Annotated in this window: 17 protein-coding genes; 11 read left to right on the top strand and 6 right to left on the bottom strand. The window is 68.5% G+C overall.

All coding sequences use genetic code 11. The annotated features are described in order from the left end of the window. Positions 1-36 precede the first annotated feature (36 nt). On the top strand, positions 37-1290 hold the full coding sequence (locus tag FHY06_RS11700; RefSeq protein ID WP_019653445.1) for a cation:proton antiporter: 1254 nt from the start codon (positions 37-39) through the stop codon (positions 1288-1290). Positions 1291-1296: 6 nt separating this feature from the next. Here the strand turns inward: FHY06_RS11700 and FHY06_RS11695 are convergent, their stop codons facing one another. Further along, the gene (locus FHY06_RS11695) at positions 1297-2643 is read right to left on the bottom strand and encodes a heavy metal sensor histidine kinase (protein ID WP_184605187.1); all 1347 of its coding nucleotides are present in this window, start codon (positions 2641-2643) and stop codon (positions 1297-1299) included. Continuing rightward, entirely contained in the window at positions 2640-3317 is a 678-nt protein-coding gene (locus FHY06_RS11690; RefSeq protein WP_019653443.1) for a heavy metal response regulator transcription factor, read from the bottom strand. The genes FHY06_RS11695 and FHY06_RS11690 overlap by 4 nt, the downstream gene beginning before the upstream one ends. 185 nt (positions 3318-3502) lie before the next feature. On the opposite strand from FHY06_RS11690, the gene FHY06_RS11685 reads away from it, so the two are divergent. The 6 genes from FHY06_RS11685 (at position 3503) to FHY06_RS11660 (ending at position 11345) form a co-directional block, all read left to right on the top strand. Beyond that, positions 3503-3853 (top strand): hypothetical protein, encoded by a 351-nt coding sequence (locus FHY06_RS11685; RefSeq protein ID WP_311733682.1) that lies wholly within the window; start codon positions 3503-3505, stop codon positions 3851-3853. Between the two features lie 99 nt (positions 3854-3952). After that, positions 3953-5332, top strand: a complete 1380-nt coding sequence (locus FHY06_RS11680; protein ID WP_184605182.1) for a TolC family protein — start codon at positions 3953-3955, stop codon at positions 5330-5332. A 26-nt stretch (positions 5333-5358) separates the two neighbouring features. Then, positions 5359-6753: an efflux RND transporter periplasmic adaptor subunit gene (locus tag FHY06_RS11675; protein WP_184605180.1), complete on the top strand. Its 1395-nt coding sequence runs from the start codon at positions 5359-5361 to the stop codon at positions 6751-6753. A gap of 10 nt (positions 6754-6763) precedes the next feature. After that, positions 6764-9985, top strand: a complete 3222-nt coding sequence (locus FHY06_RS11670) for a CusA/CzcA family heavy metal efflux RND transporter (RefSeq protein WP_184605177.1) — start codon at positions 6764-6766, stop codon at positions 9983-9985. Further along, entirely contained in the window at positions 9975-10886 is a 912-nt protein-coding gene (locus FHY06_RS11665; RefSeq protein ID WP_184605175.1) for a cation diffusion facilitator family transporter, read from the top strand. The genes FHY06_RS11670 and FHY06_RS11665 overlap by 11 nt, the downstream gene beginning before the upstream one ends. A gap of 60 nt (positions 10887-10946) precedes the next feature. After that, positions 10947-11345, top strand: a complete 399-nt coding sequence (locus FHY06_RS11660) for a hypothetical protein (protein ID WP_020722989.1) — start codon at positions 10947-10949, stop codon at positions 11343-11345. Between the two features lie 27 nt (positions 11346-11372). Here FHY06_RS11660 and mog read toward each other — a convergent pair whose 3' ends face one another. Both mog and yjgA read right to left on the bottom strand, forming a co-directional pair. Then, on the bottom strand, positions 11373-11942 hold the full coding sequence (gene mog / locus FHY06_RS11655) for a molybdopterin adenylyltransferase (RefSeq protein WP_405054337.1): 570 nt from the start codon (positions 11940-11942) through the stop codon (positions 11373-11375). Between the two features lie 85 nt (positions 11943-12027). Beyond that, positions 12028-12684: a ribosome biogenesis factor YjgA gene (yjgA, locus tag FHY06_RS11650; RefSeq protein ID WP_019653435.1), complete on the bottom strand. Its 657-nt coding sequence runs from the start codon at positions 12682-12684 to the stop codon at positions 12028-12030. Positions 12685-12779: 95 nt separating this feature from the next. Between yjgA and pmbA the strand changes: the two genes are divergently transcribed. Then, positions 12780-14150 (top strand): metalloprotease PmbA, encoded by a 1371-nt coding sequence (gene pmbA, locus FHY06_RS11645; RefSeq protein ID WP_132750582.1) that lies wholly within the window; start codon positions 12780-12782, stop codon positions 14148-14150. Between the two features lie 40 nt (positions 14151-14190). After that, a complete protein-coding gene (locus FHY06_RS11640; RefSeq protein WP_184605173.1) occupies positions 14191-15138 on the top strand; it encodes a helix-turn-helix domain-containing protein in 948 nt (315 codons plus the stop codon). Between the two features lie 12 nt (positions 15139-15150). On the opposite strand, the gene FHY06_RS11635 is transcribed toward FHY06_RS11640, so the two are convergent. Both FHY06_RS11635 and FHY06_RS11630 read right to left on the bottom strand, forming a co-directional pair. Next, positions 15151-16374: an MFS transporter gene (locus FHY06_RS11635; RefSeq protein ID WP_184605171.1), complete on the bottom strand. Its 1224-nt coding sequence runs from the start codon at positions 16372-16374 to the stop codon at positions 15151-15153. Positions 16375-16385: 11 nt separating this feature from the next. Next, on the bottom strand, positions 16386-16562 hold the full coding sequence (locus FHY06_RS11630) for an alpha/beta fold hydrolase (RefSeq protein ID WP_184605169.1): 177 nt from the start codon (positions 16560-16562) through the stop codon (positions 16386-16388). Positions 16563-16825: 263 nt separating this feature from the next. Between FHY06_RS11630 and FHY06_RS11625 the strand changes: the two genes are divergently transcribed. Together FHY06_RS11625 and FHY06_RS11620 are read left to right on the top strand one after the other, a co-directional pair. After that, positions 16826-18112: an ABC transporter substrate-binding protein gene (locus FHY06_RS11625; RefSeq protein ID WP_409327450.1), complete on the top strand. Its 1287-nt coding sequence runs from the start codon at positions 16826-16828 to the stop codon at positions 18110-18112. Then, a complete protein-coding gene (locus FHY06_RS11620; RefSeq protein WP_184605167.1) occupies positions 18112-18996 on the top strand; it encodes a carbohydrate ABC transporter permease in 885 nt (294 codons plus the stop codon). The genes FHY06_RS11625 and FHY06_RS11620 overlap by 1 nt, the downstream gene beginning before the upstream one ends.

The following is an 18996-nucleotide window of genomic DNA, read 5'->3' as shown; positions in this document are numbered from 1 at the left end:
CCGGATATCCCTTCCTTCTCCAGCCAGAGTCCTTCGATGTCCGTCACCTCGCTCCTGCTGCAGCTCATCGTCATCCTGGTCACCGCGCGGCTGTGCGGCTGGGTCCTTCGCCACGTCGGCCAGCCCGGCGTGGTCGGCGAGATGGCGGCGGGGCTGATGCTCGGGCCGGTGGTGATGGGGGCGCTCTTTCCCTCGCTGCATGCGCAACTCTTCTCTAAGGAGTCGCTTCAGGGGCTGTCTTCTCTTTCCACGCTGGGGCTGGTGCTCTTCATGTTCGTCGTCGGCCTGGAACTGCGGGCTTCCAAGGGCGTGCGCGAGCAACTGCGCTCCGCGGGCTACGTGGGCGTGCTGAGCGTGGTCGTGCCGATGGCGCTGGGCATCGCGATCGCTCCGGCGCTGCATCCCGCGCTGGCGCCGGCCGGCGTGGGCTTCTGGCCCTTCGCGCTTTTCATTGCGGCGGCGCTGTCGATCACCGCCTTTCCGGTGATGGCGCGCATCCTGAAGGACCGCGGCATGACGCGCACGCCCTTCGGGCAGCTGTCGCTGAGCGCGGCGGCCGTGGTGGACGTGTTCGCCTGGATCCTGCTGGCGGTGGTGATCGCGCTGGTCGGCGCGGGAGAGGGCTACCAGGGGCTGCTGAAGACCACGCTGGGCATGGCGGTCGTGCTGGCGGCGCTGTTCCTCGGGCTCAAGCCGGCCTTCGCGTGGCTGCTGCGCGTGAAGGCGCCAGAGGGCGAGCCTTCGACCACCGTGATGGCGGCGCTGATGATCGGCCTGCTGGCGACCTCGCTGGTCACCGAGTGGCTGCACCTGCACGCGGTGTTCGGCGCATTCCTGTTCGGCGCCTGCCTGCCGCGCGACGACCGCCTGCTGAAGTCGCTCACCGAGCGCATCGAGCCGATCTCCATCGTGGTGCTGATGCCGCTCTTCTTCGCGCTCGCCGGGCTGGGCACCACGGCCAACGCCTTCTCGGGTGCGAGCCTGGGCGCGATGCTGCTGATCGTGGGCGTGGCCACCGTGGGCAAGATCGCCGGCGGCGCGGCCGGTGCGCGCATGGCGGGCTACGGATGGCGCGACAGCCTCGCCACCGGTTCGCTGATGAATGCGCGCGGACTGATGGAACTCATCGTCATGAAGATCGGCCTCGACGCGGGCCTCATCGGCCCTGAGCTCTTCACCATGCTGCTGGTGATGGCGCTGGCCACCACCGCGATGACGGGGCCGCTGATCAACCTGTTCATCGGTCGCAAGCAGGCTGTGGCGGCGGACGCCGCGCACGCGAAGCCCTGAGTTCGATCAGCGCTTGGCCACGGTGAAGCCGATGCGCGTCTCGCCGCCACGGCTCGCGGCGAACACCCGCCCGCCGTGCATGCGGGCGATGGCTTCCACGATCGACAGGCCCAGGCCGTGGTGGCGCGTGGAGCCGTCGCGGGCCTGCGCGGCGCGGTAGAAGCGCTCGAACAGGCGGGGCAGGGCGGCCGGGTCGATGGGCTCGCCCTTGTTGACCACGGCCACGGCGAACTCCGTGGCGCCTTGCGTTGCGACCTCCTCGGCGACCTCTTCGGCGATCTCGATGCGTATGGTCGAGGCGGGCGCGGCGAAGCGGATCGCATTGCCCAGCAGGTTGAAGAGCGCACGGCGCACGAGCGCTGCGTCCACGTCGGCCATGGCGTCGCCGTGCACTTCTGCGCGCAGGCCGGATTCCTCGAGCATCGCGTCGTAGAAGTCGATCACGTCCGCGGCCTGCGCGGCGATGCTCGTCACGGCCCGGCTGCGCATGGACGCGCCGCGCTCGGCCTGCGAGAGGAACAGCATGTCGGTGACGATGCCCGAGAGCCGGCCGACCTCCTCGAGGTTGGAGGCAAGCACGGTCTGCAGCTCCTCGTTGCTGCGCGGGCGAGTGAGCGCGAGTTCAGTGGAGCCGATCAGGTTGGCCAGCGGCGTGCGCAGCTCGTGCGCCACGTCGGCATTGAAGGACTCGAGCTGCACATAGGCGCGCTGCACCCGCAGCAGCAGTGCGTTGAACTGGGTGATCCAGGGGCGCAGCTCCTGCGCGAAGTCATCGGCGTCGATCGGCTGGTTGGCCTTGTCGGGCGCCATCGCCGCGGTGCGCTCGGTCAGCGTCTTCAGCGGCCTCAGGCCGCGACGCACCAGCCACATGCCGGTGAGCGAGACCAGCGCGGTGCCCAGCACCACGGCGCCCAGCAGTGTCCACGCGAGGCGGCGCAGCAGCTGGGCTTCCTGCGCGGTGTTCACGCCGATGCGAACGGCGAGCTGGGTGGTGGTGCCGGCCTGCGTCCATGGCACCTGCACGTCGCGCAGCATCCACTTGCCGCCGGCCAGCGGACGCGATTCGAAGAGCTGCCTGCCGCCGGCGGAGATCGACAGGGTCACGTCGTCCTGCATCGAGAAGAAGTCGTCGAGCTTGTGGCGAAGGAAGACGAGGTCGCCGCCTTTTTCCGCCTCCTGCAGCAGGTGCTGCACCAGCACGGCCTTGTTGGAGAGTTCCTCTTCCTGCTTCTGTCCGAAGTTCCAGGCCGTGACGAGATAGATGGCGAAGCAGATCACGCTCAACCCGAACAGGGTCTGCGCGGCGAGCCAGAGTGACAGCCGGCTCTGAAGTGATCGCGGCCGGGGGCTCAATGCCAGGAGCGGTCTTCGAGCACGTAGCCCATGCCGCGCACGGTGTGCAGCAGCTTCACGTCGAAGGGGTCGTCGAGCTTGCTGCGCAGCCGGCGGATGGCCACTTCGACCACGTTGGTGTCGCTGTCGAAGTTCATGTCCCACACCTGCTCGGCGAGCGTGGTGCGCGAGAGGATCTGGCCGCGCCGGCGCAGCAGCACCAGCAGCAGCGTGAATTCCTTGGCCGTGAGATCCAGGCGCATGCCGTTGCGCATGCACTTGCGGCTGATCAGGTCGACCTCGAGGTCGGCCAGCCGCAGCACCGTGGATTCCTGCGCCTTGCCCCGGCGCAGGAGGGCCTGCACGCGCGCCAGAAGCTCGGAGAAGGAGAAGGGCTTGACCAGGTAGTCGTCCGCGCCCTGCTGCAATCCGAGCACGCGGTCTTCGACCTTGTCGCGCGCCGTGAGCACCAGCACCGGCACGTTCTTCGTACGGCGAAGGGCCTGGAGAACAGAGAAGCCGTCGATGCCGGGAAGCATCACGTCGAGCAGGATCAGCGCGTAGTCGCCTTCGGTGGCGAGGTACTTCCCCTCGATGCCGTCTCGGGCTACGTCGACGACGTAGCCGTTCTCCTCGAGCCCCTTCTTGAGGTAGTCGCCCAGCTTGGGCTCGTCTTCTATGACCAGGATACGCATTGCCGGATCGTATCGAAGCCCTCATGGAAACAGGGTTACGTTTCGGTAATCCGCTTGACGGACAAAGCCTCGCCTTCGCGTCGTACAGTGCGCCGGGCCTGCGCCCCGAAGGGCCATTGCCACGAGGGCCGACGCAGGCCGCCGATATACTTTTTGCCTCCATGCGCCGCTGGTTCCTCATTTTCATGCTTGCCCTGCTGCCGTTCCAGTTCAGCTGGGCGTCGGCATCGGCGTACTGCCAGCATGAGCGCGATTCGCGGCCCGACCACTGGGGCCACCACGAAAGCGAGACGCGCGGCACCGACCGCAGCCACAGCGGCGAAGGCGCGCAGAAGAACTCCAGCACCCAGCCCAATGCCGTGGTCGGCGACTGCGCCGTCTGCCAGTTCGGTCATGCCCAGCACGCCGATGCGCTGGACGAGCCCGCGCAGTCGCCAGCGCACGAGCGTCAGCTGCTGCGTGCGACGGCCGACGAGCGCTTCGCCTCGCACGTCTCCGACGTTCCGGTGCGCCCCGACTGGTCTCTCGCCGCCTGATTCGGCGAGAGAACACAACCCCTTCCTGATACCCACCATCAGCTAGCCGAGCTCTCGCCGAATTCGTCCGTCCGTTGTTTCGCAACCCAGGAGAATTCGATGCGCACGCTCTTCGTGCCGCTGGCCGTGCTGGCCATGGCGGCGCCCCCGGCTTTGTCACAGGTCGCGCAGGTCGCGCAGGCCTCGTCGGCCGGGCCCCTTCATTCACAGTCTTCAATGTCCGCGCCGCCGGGCACGGCCGCTGCCCGCGTGCAGGAGCCCGCGGGCCCGCTCACGCTTCGCAGCGCCGTTGCCATGGCGCTGCAGGCCAACCCCGGCCTGTCTTCCGCGCTGCGCGAACAGGAGGCGACCGAGGCCGCCATCGTGCAGGCCGGCGCCTGGCCCAATCCCACGCTCGACGCGCAGCTCGAAGACCTGCGCCGCGACAACCGCACCACCACGCTGCAGCTGAGCCAGCCCATCGAGCTGGGCGGCAAGCGCGCGGCCCGCGTCACGGCGGCCGAGCGCGCGCGCGACCAGGCCGCTTCGGCTCTGGCAGGGCGCCGCGCGGAGATCCGCGCGGCCACCGTCACCGCCTTCTTCGACGTGCTCACCGCGCAGGAGCGCCTGCGGCTCGCGCAGGATTCGGTCGGCCTCGCGCAGGCTGCCACCCGCGCAGCAGCCAACCGCGTGGCGGCGGGCAAGGTCTCGCCGCTGGAGGAAACCAAGGCGCGCGTGGCCGAGGCCGGCATCCGCGTCGAACTGATGCAGGCCGAGGGCACGCTGCGCTCCGCGCGCCAGCAGCTCGCAGCGCTGTGGGGCAATCCGAGCCCGCGCTTCACGCAGGTGGATGGCGCGGTCGACCAGTTGCCCGCGATGGCCTCCGCGCAGGACATCGCCAACTTGTTGGCCGATGCGCCGGTGGTGCGGCAGGCCCGGCTGGAGGTCGAGCGGCGCAAGGCGCTGGCCGAACTGGAGCGCGCCAGGCGCATCCCCGACGTGACCGTTTCGCTCGGCGCCAAGCGCGTACCGGCGTCCGAGGGCGAGAACGGCGGCAGCCGGCGCAACCAGGTGGTACTGGGTCTGTCGGTGCCGCTGCCGATCTTCGACACGAACCGGGGCAACGTCGCCGAAGCCCTGAGCCGCGAGGAAAAGGCGCGAGACGACCTCGCCGCCGCCGAGCTGCAACTGGGCACCGACGTGGCCCAGGCCACCGAGCGCCTGCGTTCCGCGCATGCCACTGCCGAGACGCTGCAGCGCGACGCGCTGCCCGGCGCCGAGAGCGCCTACAAGGCCGCCACCAAGGGCTTCGAGCTGGGCAAGTTCAGCTTTCTCGAGGCGCTGGATGCGCAGCGCACGCTGTTCCAGGTGCGCGCGCAGTACCTGCTCGCGCTGGCCGATGCGCACCGTGCCGCGGGCGAACTCGACCGGCTGCTGGGCAATGAAGGCGAAGCCATCCCTGCCGCGACGCTGACCACCGCCACGCCCGCCGCACGCTGAAAAGCAATCAAGGAATTCCACAGATCATGAACACAGAAGAACGCAAGAACTTCGCCGAGCGCATCGGCAAGAAGCAGCTGATCGCCATCGCGGCCGTGCTCGCACTGGGCGTGGGTGCGGGGGCGCTGATCCTGCGCAGCGCACCTGCCAAGCCCGAGTCGGCCGGCCATTCAGAAGCCGCCGGCCACGGCGACGGCGAGCACCACGAGGAGGGCGGCCACAAGGAAGAGGGCCACAAGGAGGCCAAGGCGGGCGAAGACCACGACCACAGCCACGGCGAGGCCAAGGGCCACAGCGACAAGGAACACCACGCCGAGGAGGGCAAGGGCGAAACCAAGGCCGCCGCGGGCGAAACCAAGGGCGAGGAGAAATCCGCCGCGCACAAGGAAGACGAGGAGAAGATCGCCTTCACCGACGACCAGATCAAGGCCGCCGACATCTCCGTCGAAAGCGCCGGCCCCGCGCGCATCAAGCTGTCGCTGCAGCTGCCCGGCGAGATCAAGTTCAACGAAGACCGCACGGCCCACGTGGTGCCGCGCGTGGCGGGCGTGGTCGACAGCGTCTCGGCCAACCTGGGCCAGGAAGTCCGGCGCGGACAGGTGCTCGCGGTGCTGTCGAGCCCGGGGCTTTCGGAGCAGCGCAGCGAGCTGCAGTCGGCGCAGCGCCGGCTGGAGCTGGCCCGCACCACCTACGAGCGCGAGAAGAAGCTGTGGGAGGAAAAGATCTCGCCGCAGCAGGACTACCTGCAGGCCGAGCAGGCCATGCAGGAGGCACGCATCGCCGTGGCCAACGCCAACCAGAAGCTGCTGGCGCTGGGCGCCACGCCCGGCGCGTCGGCGCTGGGCCGCTACGAGCTGCGCGCGCCTTTCGACGGGATGGTGGTCGAGAAGCACATCTCGCTCGGCGAATCGGTGGGCGAGGCGGTCAACGTCTTCACCATCTCCGACCTGTCGACCGTGTGGGCCGAGATCAGCGTGGCAGCCAACAACCTGAACCTGGTGCGCATCGGCGAGCAGGTGAAGATCCGCTCGACCGCCTTCGACCAGACCGCGACCGGCAAGGTCTCGTACGTGGGCTCGCTGATCGGCGCACAGACGCGCACCGCCACCGCGCGCGTCACGCTGACCAACCCCGAGCGCATCTGGCGCCCGGGCCTGTTCGTGAACGTCGAGCTGGTGGCCTCGGAGACCGAGGCGCCGGTGACGGTTGCGGCCGACGCGGTGCAGACGGTGGAAGACAAGCCCACCGTGTTCCTGCGCGTGCCCGGCGGTTTCATGCCGCAGCACGTGCAGACGGGGCGCAGCGACGGCAAGCGCGTCGAGATCGTCGGCGGGCTGAAGCCCGGCGCAGCCTACGCGGCCAGCGGCAGCTTCGTCGTGAAGTCGCAGCAGGGCAAGAGCTCGGCCACGCACACCCACTGAGGAAGCCCGCATGTTCGAACGAATCATCCGCTTCTCCATCGAGCAGCGCTGGCTGGTGCTGCTCGCCGTGTTCGGCATGGCGGCGCTGGGCATCTTCAGCTACCAGAAGCTGCCCATCGACGCCGTGCCCGACATCACCAACGTGCAGGTGCAGATCAACACCGCCGCGCCCGGCTACTCGCCGCTGGAGACCGAGCAGCGCGTGACCTACCCGATAGAGACCGTCATGGCCGGCCTGCCGGGGCTGCAGCAGACGCGCTCGCTCTCGCGCTACGGCCTCTCGCAGGTGACGGTGATCTTCAAGGACGGCACCGACATCTACTTCGCGCGGCAGCTCGTCAACGAGCGCATCCAGTCCGCGCGCGAGAGCATGCCGCGCGGCATCTCGCCGGTGATCGGGCCGATCTCCACCGGCCTCGGCGAGATCTACCTCTGGACCGTCGAGGCCGAGGAGGGCGCCAGGAATGCGGAAGGCAAGCCTTACTCGCCCACCGACCTGCGCGAGATACAGGACTGGATCATCAAGCCGCAGCTGCGCAACGTGCCGGGCGTGACGGAGATCAACTCCATCGGCGGCTTCGCCAAGGAGTTCCAGATCGCGCCCGACCCGGCCAAGCTGCTGGCCCATGGCCTGACGATGAGCGACATCGTGCTCGCGCTGGAGCGCAACAACGCCAACGTGGGCGCGGGCTACATCGAGAAGCGCGGCGAGCAGTACCTCATCCGCGCGCCCGGGCAGGTGAAGTCGGCGGAGGACATCGGCAACGTGATCCTGGGCAACGCCAACGGCATCCCGCTGCGCGTGCAGGACGTGGCCGAGGTCGGCATCGGCCGCGAGCTTCGCACCGGTGCTGCCACCGACAACGGCCGCGAGGTGGTGCTGGGCACGGTGTTCATGCTGATCGGCGAGAACAGCCGCACCGTGTCGCAGGCCGTCGACAGGAAGATGCAGGAGATCAACCGCACGCTGCCGGCCGGCGTGAAGGCGGTGACGGTGTACGACCGCACGGTGCTGGTCGACAAGGCCATCGCCACGGTGAAGAAGAACCTGTTCGAGGGCGCGGTGCTGGTCATCGCGATCCTGTTCCTGTTCCTGGGCAACATCCGCGCGGCCATCATCACCGCGCTGGTGATTCCGCTGTCGATGCTCTTCACCTTCACCGGCATGGTGAACCAGAAGGTCAGCGCCAACCTCATGAGCCTGGGCGCGCTGGACTTCGGCATCATCATCGACGGCGCGGTGGTGATCGTGGAGAACTGCGTGCGGCGCCTGGCCCACGCGCAGGCCCACAAGGGACGGCCGCTCACGCGCAGCGAGCGCTTCCACGAAGTGTTCGCGGCTTCGCAGGAGGCGCGGCGCGCGCTGCTGTTCGGGCAGCTGATCATCATGATCGTGTACCTGCCGATCTTTGCGCTCACGGGTGTCGAGGGCAAGCTTTTCCACCCGATGGCCTTCACCGTGGTGATCGCGCTGCTGGGCGCGATGATCCTGTCGATCACCTTCATCCCTGCCGCCGTGGCGCTGTTCATCGGCAACAAGGTCAGCGAGAAGGAGAACCGCCTGATGCTGTGGGCCAGGCGCGCCTATGAGCCGCTGCTGGCGCGCGTGATGTCGGCCAAGCCGCTGGTGATCACCTTCGCGGTGGTGGCGGTGGTGCTGTCGGGCCTGCTGGCCACGCGGCTGGGCACGGAGTTCGTGCCGAGCCTGAGCGAGGGCGACTTCGCCATCCAGGCGCTGCGCATTCCGGGCACCAGCCTCACGCAGTCGGTGGAGATGCAGAAGCAGCTCGAACGCACGCTGAAGCAGAAATTTCCGGAGATCGAGCGCGTGTTCGCGCGCACCGGCACGGCGGAGATCGCTTCCGACCCGATGCCGCCCAACATCTCCGACGGCTACATCATGCTCAAGCCCGAGAGCGAGTGGCCCTCGCCGAAGCGTTCGCGCGCCGAGGTGCTCGCGGCAGTGCAGGAAGAAGTGGAGAAGCTGCCGGGCAACAACTACGAGTTCTCGCAGCCCATCCAGCTGCGCTTCAACGAGCTGATCTCGGGCGTGCGAAGCGACGTGGCGGTGAAGATCTTCGGCGACGACATGGACGTGCTGAACAAGACCGCGGCAGAGGTTGCCGGCGTGCTCAATGGCATCGCCGGCGCAGCCGAGGTGAAGGTGGAGCAGACCACCGGCCTGCCGATGCTCACGGTGAACATCGACCGCAGCAAGACCGCGCGCTACGGCCTCAACGTGGGCGACGTGCAGGACGCGATCTCCGCCGCCATCGGCGGGCGCGAGGCGGGCACGCTGTTCGACGGCGACCGGCGCTTCGACATCATCGTGCGCCTGCCCGAGGAACTGCGCACCGACCTCGAAGCCATCAAGCGCCTGCCGGTGGCCCTGCCCAAGGGCGCGGGCGCCGAAGCCCTGCGCACCAGCTTCATTCCGCTGGGCGAGGTGGCCACGCTCGACATCGCGCCGGGCCCCAACCAGGTGAGCCGCGAGGACGGCAAGCGCCGCATCGTGGTCAGCGCCAACGTGCGCGGCCGCGACCTGGGCTCCTTCGTTGCCGAGGCCGAGGAGGCGATGGGCAAGGTGAAGATTCCCGCGGGCTACTGGACCGTGTGGGGCGGGCAGTACGAGAACCTGGCCTCGGCCACTCAGCGGCTGCAGGTCGTGGTGCCGGTGTCGCTGCTGCTGGTGTTCACGCTGCTGTTCGCGATGTTCGGCAACATCAAGGACGGGCTGCTGGTGTTCACCGGCATTCCGTTCGCGCTCACGGGAGGCATCGTGGCGCTCTGGATGCGGGGCATTCCGCTGTCGATCTCGGCGGCGGTGGGCTTCATCGCGCTGTCGGGCGTGGCCGTGCTCAACGGGCTGGTGATGATCTCCTTCATCCGCAACCTGCGAGAGGCCGGCCTGCCGCTGGACGCGGCCATCCGCGAGGGCGCGCTCACGCGGCTGCGGCCGGTGCTGATGACCGCGCTGGTCGCCTCGCTGGGCTTCGTGCCGATGGCCATCGCCACCGGCACCGGCGCCGAGGTGCAGCGGCCGCTGGCCACGGTGGTGATCGGCGGTATCCTGTCCTCGACCGCGCTGACGCTGCTGGTGCTGCCGCTGCTCTATCGCATCGCGCACCGGCGCGACGAGGAGGAGTTGCAGGTGCAGCAGCAGTCCCACGGCGCACCGCTCGATCCTTCAGGTCCTACAGATCCTTCACTGCGAGGTTCGCATGGCACATGAGCATTCGCACGCCACCGGCGGCAACGAGAAGGCGCTTCGCTGGGCGCTGCTGCTGACCTCGGTCTACCTCGTCGCCGAGGTGGTGGGCGGACTGGTGTCGGGCAGCCTCGCGCTGCTGTCCGATGCGGCGCACATGTTCACCGACACGGTGGCGCTGGCGATATCGCTGGTGGCCATCCGCATCGGCAAGCGGCCGGCCGACAGGCGACGCACCTTCGGCTACTACCGCTTCGAGATCCTGGCGGCAGTGCTCAACGCGGTGCTGCTCTTCTTCGTGGCGATCTACGTGCTGTACGAGGCGTACAGGCGCATCTCGCAGCCGGCCGAGATCCAGTCGACCATGATGCTGCTGGTGGCCGCGGGCGGCCTCTTGGTCAACTTCATCGGCATGCGGCTGCTGGCGTCGGGCAAGGAAGAGAGCCTCAACGTGAAGGGCGCGTACCTGGAGGTGTGGGCCGACATGCTGGGCTCCGTCGGCGTGATCGTCGGCGCCATCGTGATCCGCTTCACGGGCTGGGGCTGGGTCGACTCCGTGATCGCCGTCGCCATCGGCCTCTGGGTGCTGCCGCGCACCTGGCGCCTGTTGCGCGAGAGCCTCAACGTGCTGCTCGAAGGCGTGCCCGACGAGGTGGACCTGCCGGCGGTCGAGAGCGCGCTGCTGGGCAGCGACGGGGTGGCGAGCCTGCACGACCTGCACGTGTGGGCGCTGTCCAGCGGCAAGGTGAGCCTGAGCGTGCACGTGGTCTGCACGCCGGATGTGGGCGACCTCGCGCCGCTCGTGCAGCGGCTGCGCGCGATGCTGGCCGAGCGCTTCGACATCCACCACTCGACCGTGCAGGCCGAGCGGGTGCCCTGCGAGCTGGCGGCGGAGAGCCACGGCTTCGGTCCGGCCCCGGCCTGAACCCGCGACAGCGGGGCGGCGGATATCGGACAATCTGCCCGATTCAGGACACGCAGATCGATGAGCCGCAACCCCAAGTCTTCTTCCGCATCGAACCGAACGGCCGAGGCCCGCGCGCCGCAGCGCCGCGCGATTCATGGGGGATCGTCGACCCGGGTGCCGATGGCTTTCGACGTGGGCGCGGTTGCTGCGCCTGCCGCAGTGTCCGCCTCGCCGCGCAGCACTTGGCGGTCCACCGTGGTCGGTTTCGCGATCGGCTTCGGCGTCGTGCTCGCGTTCGCCATGAAATGGCTCATGAGCTATCAGATCGACACCGCGCAGGAGCGCCAGGAGCAGCACAAGGCGATGCGCGCCGCCGCGGTGCGCTGCTACGAGCTCACGTCGAACTCGGCCATCAACGCCTGCCTGAAGGACATCGAGGCGAAGAGTGCCCAGGCGAGCGTCCAGGCGGCCCGTTGAGGGCGCCGGCAAACCGCTCTTGAAGGCTCAGCGGGCGCGGATCGCCGACTTCGGCCTGAAGGCCTTGCAGACCGAGTCGTCGGTTTCGAGGTAGGGCCCGCCGATCAGGTCGATGCAGTAGGGCACCGCCGCGAAGATGCCCGGCACCACCTGGGCGCCCTCGGCGTCCTTCAGGCCTTCGAGCGTCTCGGCGATCGACTTGGGCTGGCCGGGCAGGTTGATGATCAGGCTCCTGTCACGGATCACCGCCACCTGGCGCGAGAGGATCGCGGTGGGCACGAAGCGCAGGCTGATCTGGCGCATCTGCTCGCCGAAACCCGGCATTTCCTTGTGCGCCACGGCCAGCGTGGCCTCGGGCGTCACGTCGCGCAGGGCGGGTCCGGTGCCGCCGGTGGTAAGCACCAGCGAGCAGCCTGCGTCGACCAGCTCGATCAGCGTGGCGCTGATGCGCTCGGCTTCGTCGGGAATGAGTCGGGGCTCGAATTCGATGGGGTTCTTCAGCGCGCGGCCCAGCCATTCCTTCAGCGAGGGCAGGCCCTTGTCTTCGTAGGTGCCGCTGGAGGCGCGGTCGCTGATGGAGACGATGCCGATGCGCACCGGGTCGAATGCGCCTTCGCTCATTGGAATACCTTCGTTCTTCGCACTGCGGTGCGAGCTTGCTCGGGGCGGCCCGGCGCGGCGCTCATGCGTCTTCCTCGCGGTCCTGCGCGGCGGCAGCGGCTGCGTGGTCGTCGCTGCCGTGCACGGCCAGCTGGGCGCGCACCAGCTGGAAGATCTCGCGGTAGGCCTTGCCCTGGCGGGGGGCTTCGCCTGCGGGGCCGGTCTTCATGTCCTTGCGGGCCTGGCGGACGAGGGCGCGCAGCTGCTGCGAGTCGGTGGCGGGGTGGGTCTCGATCCAGCCGCCCAGCGCGTCGTCGTCGGCGATCAGGCGGTCGCGCCAGCGCTCGGCCTCGTGCAGGGCCGCCACTTCGGCGGCGGGCACGGTGTTCTGCTCCAGCAGGGCCTGCTTCACGGCTTCGAGCACCTCGGGCTCCAGCTTGCGCATGAGCTTGCCGATGTACTGCATCTGGCGGCGCTTGCCCTCGAAATTGGTGATCCGCCTGGCCTCGGCGATGGCTTCGACCAGTTTCTCGTCGAGCTGGAGGGCGTCGAACAGGCCGGCGCGCAGGGTGAGCAGTTCGGCGCCCAGCTTCTGCAGCTCTTCGCTTTCGCGCTTCAGGTCGGTGCGGCTGGCGTCGTCGGAGCCCTTGAGCTCGCGCTTGAGCTCGAGGTCGAGCTCGCTGCCTTCGGCCACGAAATGGCCGCGGACGTAATAGCCTTTTTTGGGTTTGCGGGACATGGGATGGATTCTGGGCCGCGCCGTGCGGCGTTGCAACGCGCGGCGGGAATCTGCTGAAAACGGGAAATGGGGGGCGCAAGTATCATAGCCACCACATGACGACATCCTCCTCGCGCGCCGATTCCGGCTTCGCCTACAGCCGTTCCTTCTTCGAAAACCTGGTCGACACCGCATTGGCGCACGCCAAGAAGCTCGGTGCCACCGACGCCGGGGCCGAGGCCTCCGAGGGCTGCGGCCTGAGCGTCTCGGTGCGCAAGGGCGAGCTCGAGAACGTCGAGCGCAACCGCGACAAGTCGCTGGGCGTCACCGTCTACGTGGGCCACCGCCGCGGCAACGCCAGCACCTCCGACTTCTCCGAGGCGGCCATCGCCCAGACTGTCCAGGCAGCCTACGACATCGCCCGTTTCACGGCCGAAGACCCCGTCAGCGGCCTGCCGGACGAGGAGGACATCGCCAAGGAACACCCCGAGCTCGACCTGTTCCACCCCTGGGACGTGACCAGCGAGCAGGCCGCGAAGCTGGCCCTGGAATGCGAAGAGGCGGCGTTGTCGACCGACAAGCGCATCACCAACAGCGAGGGCGCGGGCGTCTCGGCCCAGCAGAGCCACTTCTTCAGCGCCCACACGCACGGCTTCCGCGGCGGCTATGCCAGCTCGCGACACTCCATCTCGGTGGCGCCGATCGCCGGCAAGGGCGACGACATGCAGCGCGACGCCTGGTACAGCTCCATGCGCTCGGCCGATGAACTGGCCAGTCCGCAGGCCGTGGGCCGCTACGCCGCCGAGCGGGCGCTCAGCCGCCTGAAGGCGCGCAAGATCAAGACCGTCGAATGCCCGGTGCTGTTCGAGTCGCCGCTGGCCGTGGGCCTGCTGGGCTCGCTGGTGCAGGCCGTGAGCGGCGGTTCGCTCTACCGCAAGAGCAGCTTCCTGCTCGATTCGCTGGGCAAGCCCGTGCTGCCCGCGCACGTCGACGTGGCCGAAGACCCGCACCTGCTTCGCGGCAAGGGCAGCGCCCCCTTCGACGACGAGGGCGTGACCACCCGGGCGCGCAAGGTGGTCGACGCCGGCCGCCTCGAAGGCTATTTCCTCTCGACCTACTCGGCGCGCAAGCTGGGCATGAAGACCACCGGCAACGCCGGCGGCTCGCACAACCTGACCCTGAGCTCGCGCCTGACCAAGCACACCGACGACCTCGACGCCATGCTCGCGAAGCTGGGCACCGGCCTCTTCGTGATCGAGCTGATGGGGCAGGGCGTGAACTACGTGACCGGCGACTATTCGCGCGGCGCCAGCGGCTTCTGGGTCGAGAAGGGCAGGATCGCCTTCCCGGTGCAGGAGATCACCATCGCCGGCAACCTCAAGGACATGCTGCTGGGTATTGAAGCCATCGGGGCCGATGCCTACACTTTCGGCGCCAAGACCACGGGATCGGTCCTGGTGAACCGCATGAAGGTCGCCGGCGCCTGAAGGCTGCGCCGCACGGCCTGCGCGCGAAGGCTGGTCGAACATGAGGCACAACACGGCGCGAAAACCCGAACTCGAGCACGAACTGATGCGCGACCCGCGGCTGGGCTTCGAGCCGGCGGGCGGCAGTTCGGTACGGTGCCTGCAGCACGGCGTGCCGTGGCCCTTCGACTGCTGGCACTACCACGACGAATACGAGCTGCAGTGCATCAACCGCAGCAGCGGCGACGCCTTCGTCGGCGATCACATCGGCCGCTTCGAGCCCGGCTACGTCGCGCTCGTGGGAGCGCGGCTGCCCCACACATGGATCTCGCACGACGTGCCGCCGGAGGGCATCGCCGAGCGCAGCATGGTCATCCACTTCCGCGACGAGCCGCTGCGCAAGGGCGCTGACCTCTTCCCCGAGCTCGAGGCGGTGCTGCCGATGCTCGACCGGGCGAAGCTGGGCATCGAGTTCTTCGGCATCGGCGACCTCGTGCGTGATCGCTTCCAGCGGGTGCAGCAGCAGGAGGGCATGGCGCGGCTCTCGGCCTTCATCGGGTTGCTGCACGAACTGGCCCGCTGGCCGGACTGGCGCCAGATTTCGAGCACCGCCGACCCGGCCGGGGAAGACCCGAGCGCCAACACCCGCATGCGCCGCGTGCTCGACTACCTCGACCGGCACCTGACCGAGGAGCTCTCGCTGCCGGCCGTGTGCGCCGTGGCCAACATGGCCGAAAGCAGCTTCTCGCGCTGGTTCCACCGGCACATGGGCGCCACCTTCACCGACTTCGTCACGCGGCTGCGCGTGGCCAAGGCCTGCGAGATGCTGCAGGTGTCCGACCGGCTGGTGAGCGACATCTGCTACGAGGTGGGCTTCGCGAACCTCGCCAACTTCAACCGCCGCTTCCTGCAGCTCAAGAGCATGACGCCCTCGGCCTACCGCCAGCAGGCGCAGGACCGCTTCGGGCTGCGCACCGCGCGCAACACGCCGCTCGCCACCACCGACTGAGCCGTTCCGGCCTCAGGCAGCCGTGTCCCGCGGCGTCAGGTGCCGGGTCAGCGCCCAGAACAGCAGTGCCGTGCCGCTGACGAGTGCCCCGGCCAGGCAGACGCCGTTCCAGCCCGCATGGGCGTACACCATGGTCGAAGCCATCGATCCCGTGGCGGAGCCGATCGAATAGAAGATCATGTACCCGGCCGTCAGCCGGCTCTGCGCCTCGGGCCGCACGCGGTAGATCAGGCTCTGGTTGGCCACGTGCACCGACTGCAGCCCGAAGTCGATGACGATCACGCCCGCCACCATCGCCCAGATCGACCACGGCAGCATCGCGATGAGCCCCCACGACAGCAGCATCGCGCTCAGGCCGATGAAGGTGGTGTGCTGCGCGCGGCCACGATCCGCCTGCCGGCCGGCACGCGCGGCGCCCAGGGCTCCGGCCGCGCCCGCGAGGCCGAAGAGCCCCACCTGCGTGTGCGACAGCGAGAAGGGCGGTGCGGTCAGGGGCAGCACCATCGGCGTCAGCATCATGGTGATGGACATGAAGATCAGCATTGCGAGCACGGCCCGGATGCGCAGCACCGGCTCCTGCGCGAAAAGGGCGAAGACCGAGCGGATCAGCTGCGGGTACGCAATGCCCGGCACGGGCCGCGTGCTGGCCGGCAGCGCCGTCCACAGCAGGCCGGCGACCACCAGCGTGGCCGCCGACGATGCCAGGTAGACCGAGCGCCAGCCGAAGAGATCCGACAGCGTGCCCGACACCGCCCGTGCCAGCAGGATGCCGAGGATGATGCCGCTGGTGACGGTGCCCACCACGCGGCCGCGCTCGCCCGGCGCGGCCAGGCTCGCGGCGTAGGCGACCAGCACCTGCGTCACGACCGCCAGCACGCCCATGACGGCCATCGCCGGCAGCAGCACCGCAGCGCTCGGCGCCAGTGCCACGGCCAGCAGCGCGGCCACAGACAGCAGCGACTGCCCGACGATGAGCCTGCGCCGGTCGACGAGGTCGCCCAGCGGAACCACCAGCATCAGCCCCAGCCCGTAGCCGATCTGCGTGATGGTGATGACCACGCCGACCGTGGCGGGCCGGATGCCGAAGGTGTGGGCCAGCGTATCCAGCAGCGGCTGGGCGTAGTAGACGTTGGCTACCGCCAGGCCGCAGGCGACGGCGAACAGGAGCGCCAGCGCGTTCGATATCGACGGCGTGGGGCACGGGCGTGCCTTTGCCGCATCGGCGTTCAGTTCCACGGCGGCTCTCCTCAGGCGCTCGGCGCGATGACGTGGAAGCGATGCGCGAGCCGCTCGATCGACTCCCGGTACATGAAGGACGAGGCCGGAGCGCCGTGCAGCAGGGGCAGGCTGGGCAGTGCCGGGTCGCCTGCCTCGCGATGGAAGATCTTCAGGCGGTCGATGGCGAGGGTGCGGTAGTGGGGCATGGGGTGCGGCGGGATGCCGATTCTGGTTTCAAAAAAAGACCGAATTGATTCTATCGATCTGGTTTTATCTTGCAACCGACGTGGCGTGGCCGGCACCTTGTACGAATCTGCCTCCGGCAAAACCCCAGGCAGGCTGGTCATCAAAATACCAGTGCCCCGGCTCGCGTGTACGCGGCGCCGCGACGCCGCTGCCTACGCTTCGTCCCACCTGTTTGCGCCGTGATTCCCCGGCGATCCCCGACAGGCTCATAGGAGACAAAGCGATGGCTGTTCAAGAAAACCGGTGCCGGCTGAAGCGCTGCGCGATGCTGCTGGCGGCGCTGGCCGCATGGGCCGGCGCGGCCCAGGCCCAGCAGGTCTGCAAGGAGGATCTGCGCGTCCTGTCCCAGCCCCGCGACGGGCTGACCCTGCTCGAGAAGTACAAGGACGAGTTCAAGGCCCTCGGCGGCGCCTCGTTCAACATCGACAACCTCAACGAGAACGACCGCCGCACCAAGACCCGCGCGGACGCCTCCACGGTGGGCAAGTACCACGTGTACTACGTCGACGAGGCCAACGTGCCGCTGTTCGCCCAGTCGAAGTGGATCGTGCCGCTGGCCAAGTACTACCCCGCCGAGTACGACTACGCCGACTTCGACCCCGGCCGCCAGAAGGTCGCCACCTTCGACGGCCAGGTCTGGTTCGCGCCGCTCACCGGCGGCGGCGACCTGCTGGTCTACCGCAAGGACCTGCTCGAGAAGGCCGGCATCAAGCCGCCGACCACGCTCGACGAGTTCGTCGCCGCGGCGAAGAAGCTCAACGACCCGGCCAATGGCGTCTACGGCGTGGCGTTGCGCGGCCAGCGCGGCTCGGGCGCCAACGTGTGGCGCTGGATGCCGTTCTTCCGCGGCTACGGCGGCCAGTGGTTCGACGGCGACAAGCCCGTGTTCGATTCCGCCGCCGCGGTGAAGGCGACGCAGACCTATCTCGACCTGTTCAAGTACTCGGCCCCCGGCACAAAGACCGGCGGCTGGGACGAGTCCACCGGCGCCTTCCTTGCCGGCAAGGTGGCGATGCTGGTCGAATCGACCCCGCTGGCCGGCAACGCGCTCGACCCGAAGATGTCGACCGTGATCGGCAAGGTTGCCTACCTGCCGCCGCCCGCGCCTCTGACCGGCGGCGGCTACGGCCACGGCCTGGCCATCGGCGCCAAGGCCAACAAGACCGAGGAGGCGAAGAAGTGCGCCGGCCTGTTCATCGCATGGGCCACCTCGAAGCAGCAGGAGCAGCGCCGCCTCGCGGAAGGCCAGTTCGGCGAACTCAACCGCACCAGCGTGCTGTCGAGTCCCGAGTTCGCCAAGCGCTACGGCGCCGACCTCGGCAAGGCGCTCGCCGACGCCGGCAAGGTCACGGCCGTGAACTTCTGGCAGGACCCGGCCTGGCCCGACCTCGGTGACCGCTGGGGGATCATCCTCGAGGAGCTGATCACCGGATCGCGCACCGACATCAAGGCCGGCCTCGACGAACTCGACGGCTACGCGAAGCAACTGGTCGCGCGGCGCAAGAAGTAATGACGCTCAGGGAGAAGAGAAAGAAGACGACGAGACTCCCTCTCGTCTTCATCGGGCCCGGCCTGCTGGTGCTTGCAGTGCTGGCGCTGGTGCCCACCCTTTTCGCCATCGGCATCTCGCTGCAGGACCGCGAGCTGGGCCAGGCCGACACGGCCTGGGTCTGGCTGTCGAACTACGTCCAGCTCTTTTCCGACCGGCGCTTCCTCAACTCGGTGCGCGTGTCGCTGGTGTGGGAGGTGCTGACGGTCAGCGCCACCATGGGCCTCGCGGTGCTGCTGGGCGTGCTGATGTTCCAGTGCACCACCGCGCGCTGGCGCAATGTGCTGTCGATGCTGTTCATCGTGCCGGTGCTGCTGCCGCGCGTGTCGGCCGCCTTCGTGTGGAAGTTCGCCTTCCATCCGCTCTTCGGCCTGCTGACCTGGCCGTACAAGGCGATCACGGGCGAGCCGCTCGACCTGCTGGCCAGCCCGGTCACAGCGCTGCTCACCGTGGCCTTCGTCGACGTGTGGCAGTGGGGCCTGTTCTTCGCCGTCATCGTGCTCAAGCTGCTCGAGACCCTGCCGCCGCAGCCCTTCGAGGCCGCGCGCATGGACCACGCGAAGACCTGGGAGGTCTACGCCTACGTGGCGCTGCCCATGCTCAAGGCGCCGCTGGTCAGCCTGTGCTTCGTGAAGATGGTGGAGTCGCTGCGCGCCTTCGACCTCATCTACGTGATGACGCGCGGCGGACCCGGCATCTCGACCGAGACGCTGGACATGTATGCCTTCTCGCAGGGCTTCATCGAGTCGGGCCGCATCTCGTATGCATCGAGCATGGCGGTGCTGATGATGGTCGCCTCGACCGTGGCCTTCACCTACATCTGGAAATGGACGCGGCCCAAATGA

It is taken from the genome of Variovorax atrisoli, assembly GCF_014195185.1.
Classification (GTDB): Bacteria; Pseudomonadota; Gammaproteobacteria; order Burkholderiales; family Burkholderiaceae_C; genus Variovorax; species Variovorax atrisoli.
Note: the sequence above shows the minus strand (reverse complement) of the source record. Positions and strands in the feature narration are given on the sequence as shown.

Excerpts from the sequence above, each read along its gene's own strand:
- FHY06_RS11700 (WP_019653445.1), top strand. The coding sequence starts at position 37 with ATGTCCGTCACCTCGCTCCTGCTGCAGCTCATCGTCATCCTGGTCACC.
- FHY06_RS11690 (WP_019653443.1), bottom strand. The coding sequence starts at position 3,317 with ATGCGTATCCTGGTCATAGAAGACGAGCCCAAGCTGGGCGACTACCTC.
- FHY06_RS11685 (WP_311733682.1), top strand. The coding sequence starts at position 3,503 with ATGCTTGCCCTGCTGCCGTTCCAGTTCAGCTGGGCGTCGGCATCGGCG.
- FHY06_RS11680 (WP_184605182.1), top strand. The coding sequence starts at position 3,953 with ATGCGCACGCTCTTCGTGCCGCTGGCCGTGCTGGCCATGGCGGCGCCC.
- FHY06_RS11675 (WP_184605180.1), top strand. The coding sequence starts at position 5,359 with ATGAACACAGAAGAACGCAAGAACTTCGCCGAGCGCATCGGCAAGAAG.
- FHY06_RS11670 (WP_184605177.1), top strand. The coding sequence starts at position 6,764 with ATGTTCGAACGAATCATCCGCTTCTCCATCGAGCAGCGCTGGCTGGTG.
- FHY06_RS11665 (WP_184605175.1), top strand. The coding sequence starts at position 9,975 with ATGGCACATGAGCATTCGCACGCCACCGGCGGCAACGAGAAGGCGCTT.
- FHY06_RS11660 (WP_020722989.1), top strand. The coding sequence starts at position 10,947 with ATGAGCCGCAACCCCAAGTCTTCTTCCGCATCGAACCGAACGGCCGAG.
- yjgA (WP_019653435.1), bottom strand. The coding sequence starts at position 12,684 with ATGTCCCGCAAACCCAAAAAAGGCTATTACGTCCGCGGCCATTTCGTG.
- pmbA (WP_132750582.1), top strand. The coding sequence starts at position 12,780 with ATGACGACATCCTCCTCGCGCGCCGATTCCGGCTTCGCCTACAGCCGT.
- FHY06_RS11640 (WP_184605173.1), top strand. The coding sequence starts at position 14,191 with ATGAGGCACAACACGGCGCGAAAACCCGAACTCGAGCACGAACTGATG.
- FHY06_RS11630 (WP_184605169.1), bottom strand. The coding sequence starts at position 16,562 with ATGCCCCACTACCGCACCCTCGCCATCGACCGCCTGAAGATCTTCCAT.
- FHY06_RS11625 (WP_409327450.1), top strand. The coding sequence starts at position 16,826 with ATGGCTGTTCAAGAAAACCGGTGCCGGCTGAAGCGCTGCGCGATGCTG.
- FHY06_RS11620 (WP_184605167.1), top strand. The coding sequence starts at position 18,112 with ATGACGCTCAGGGAGAAGAGAAAGAAGACGACGAGACTCCCTCTCGTC.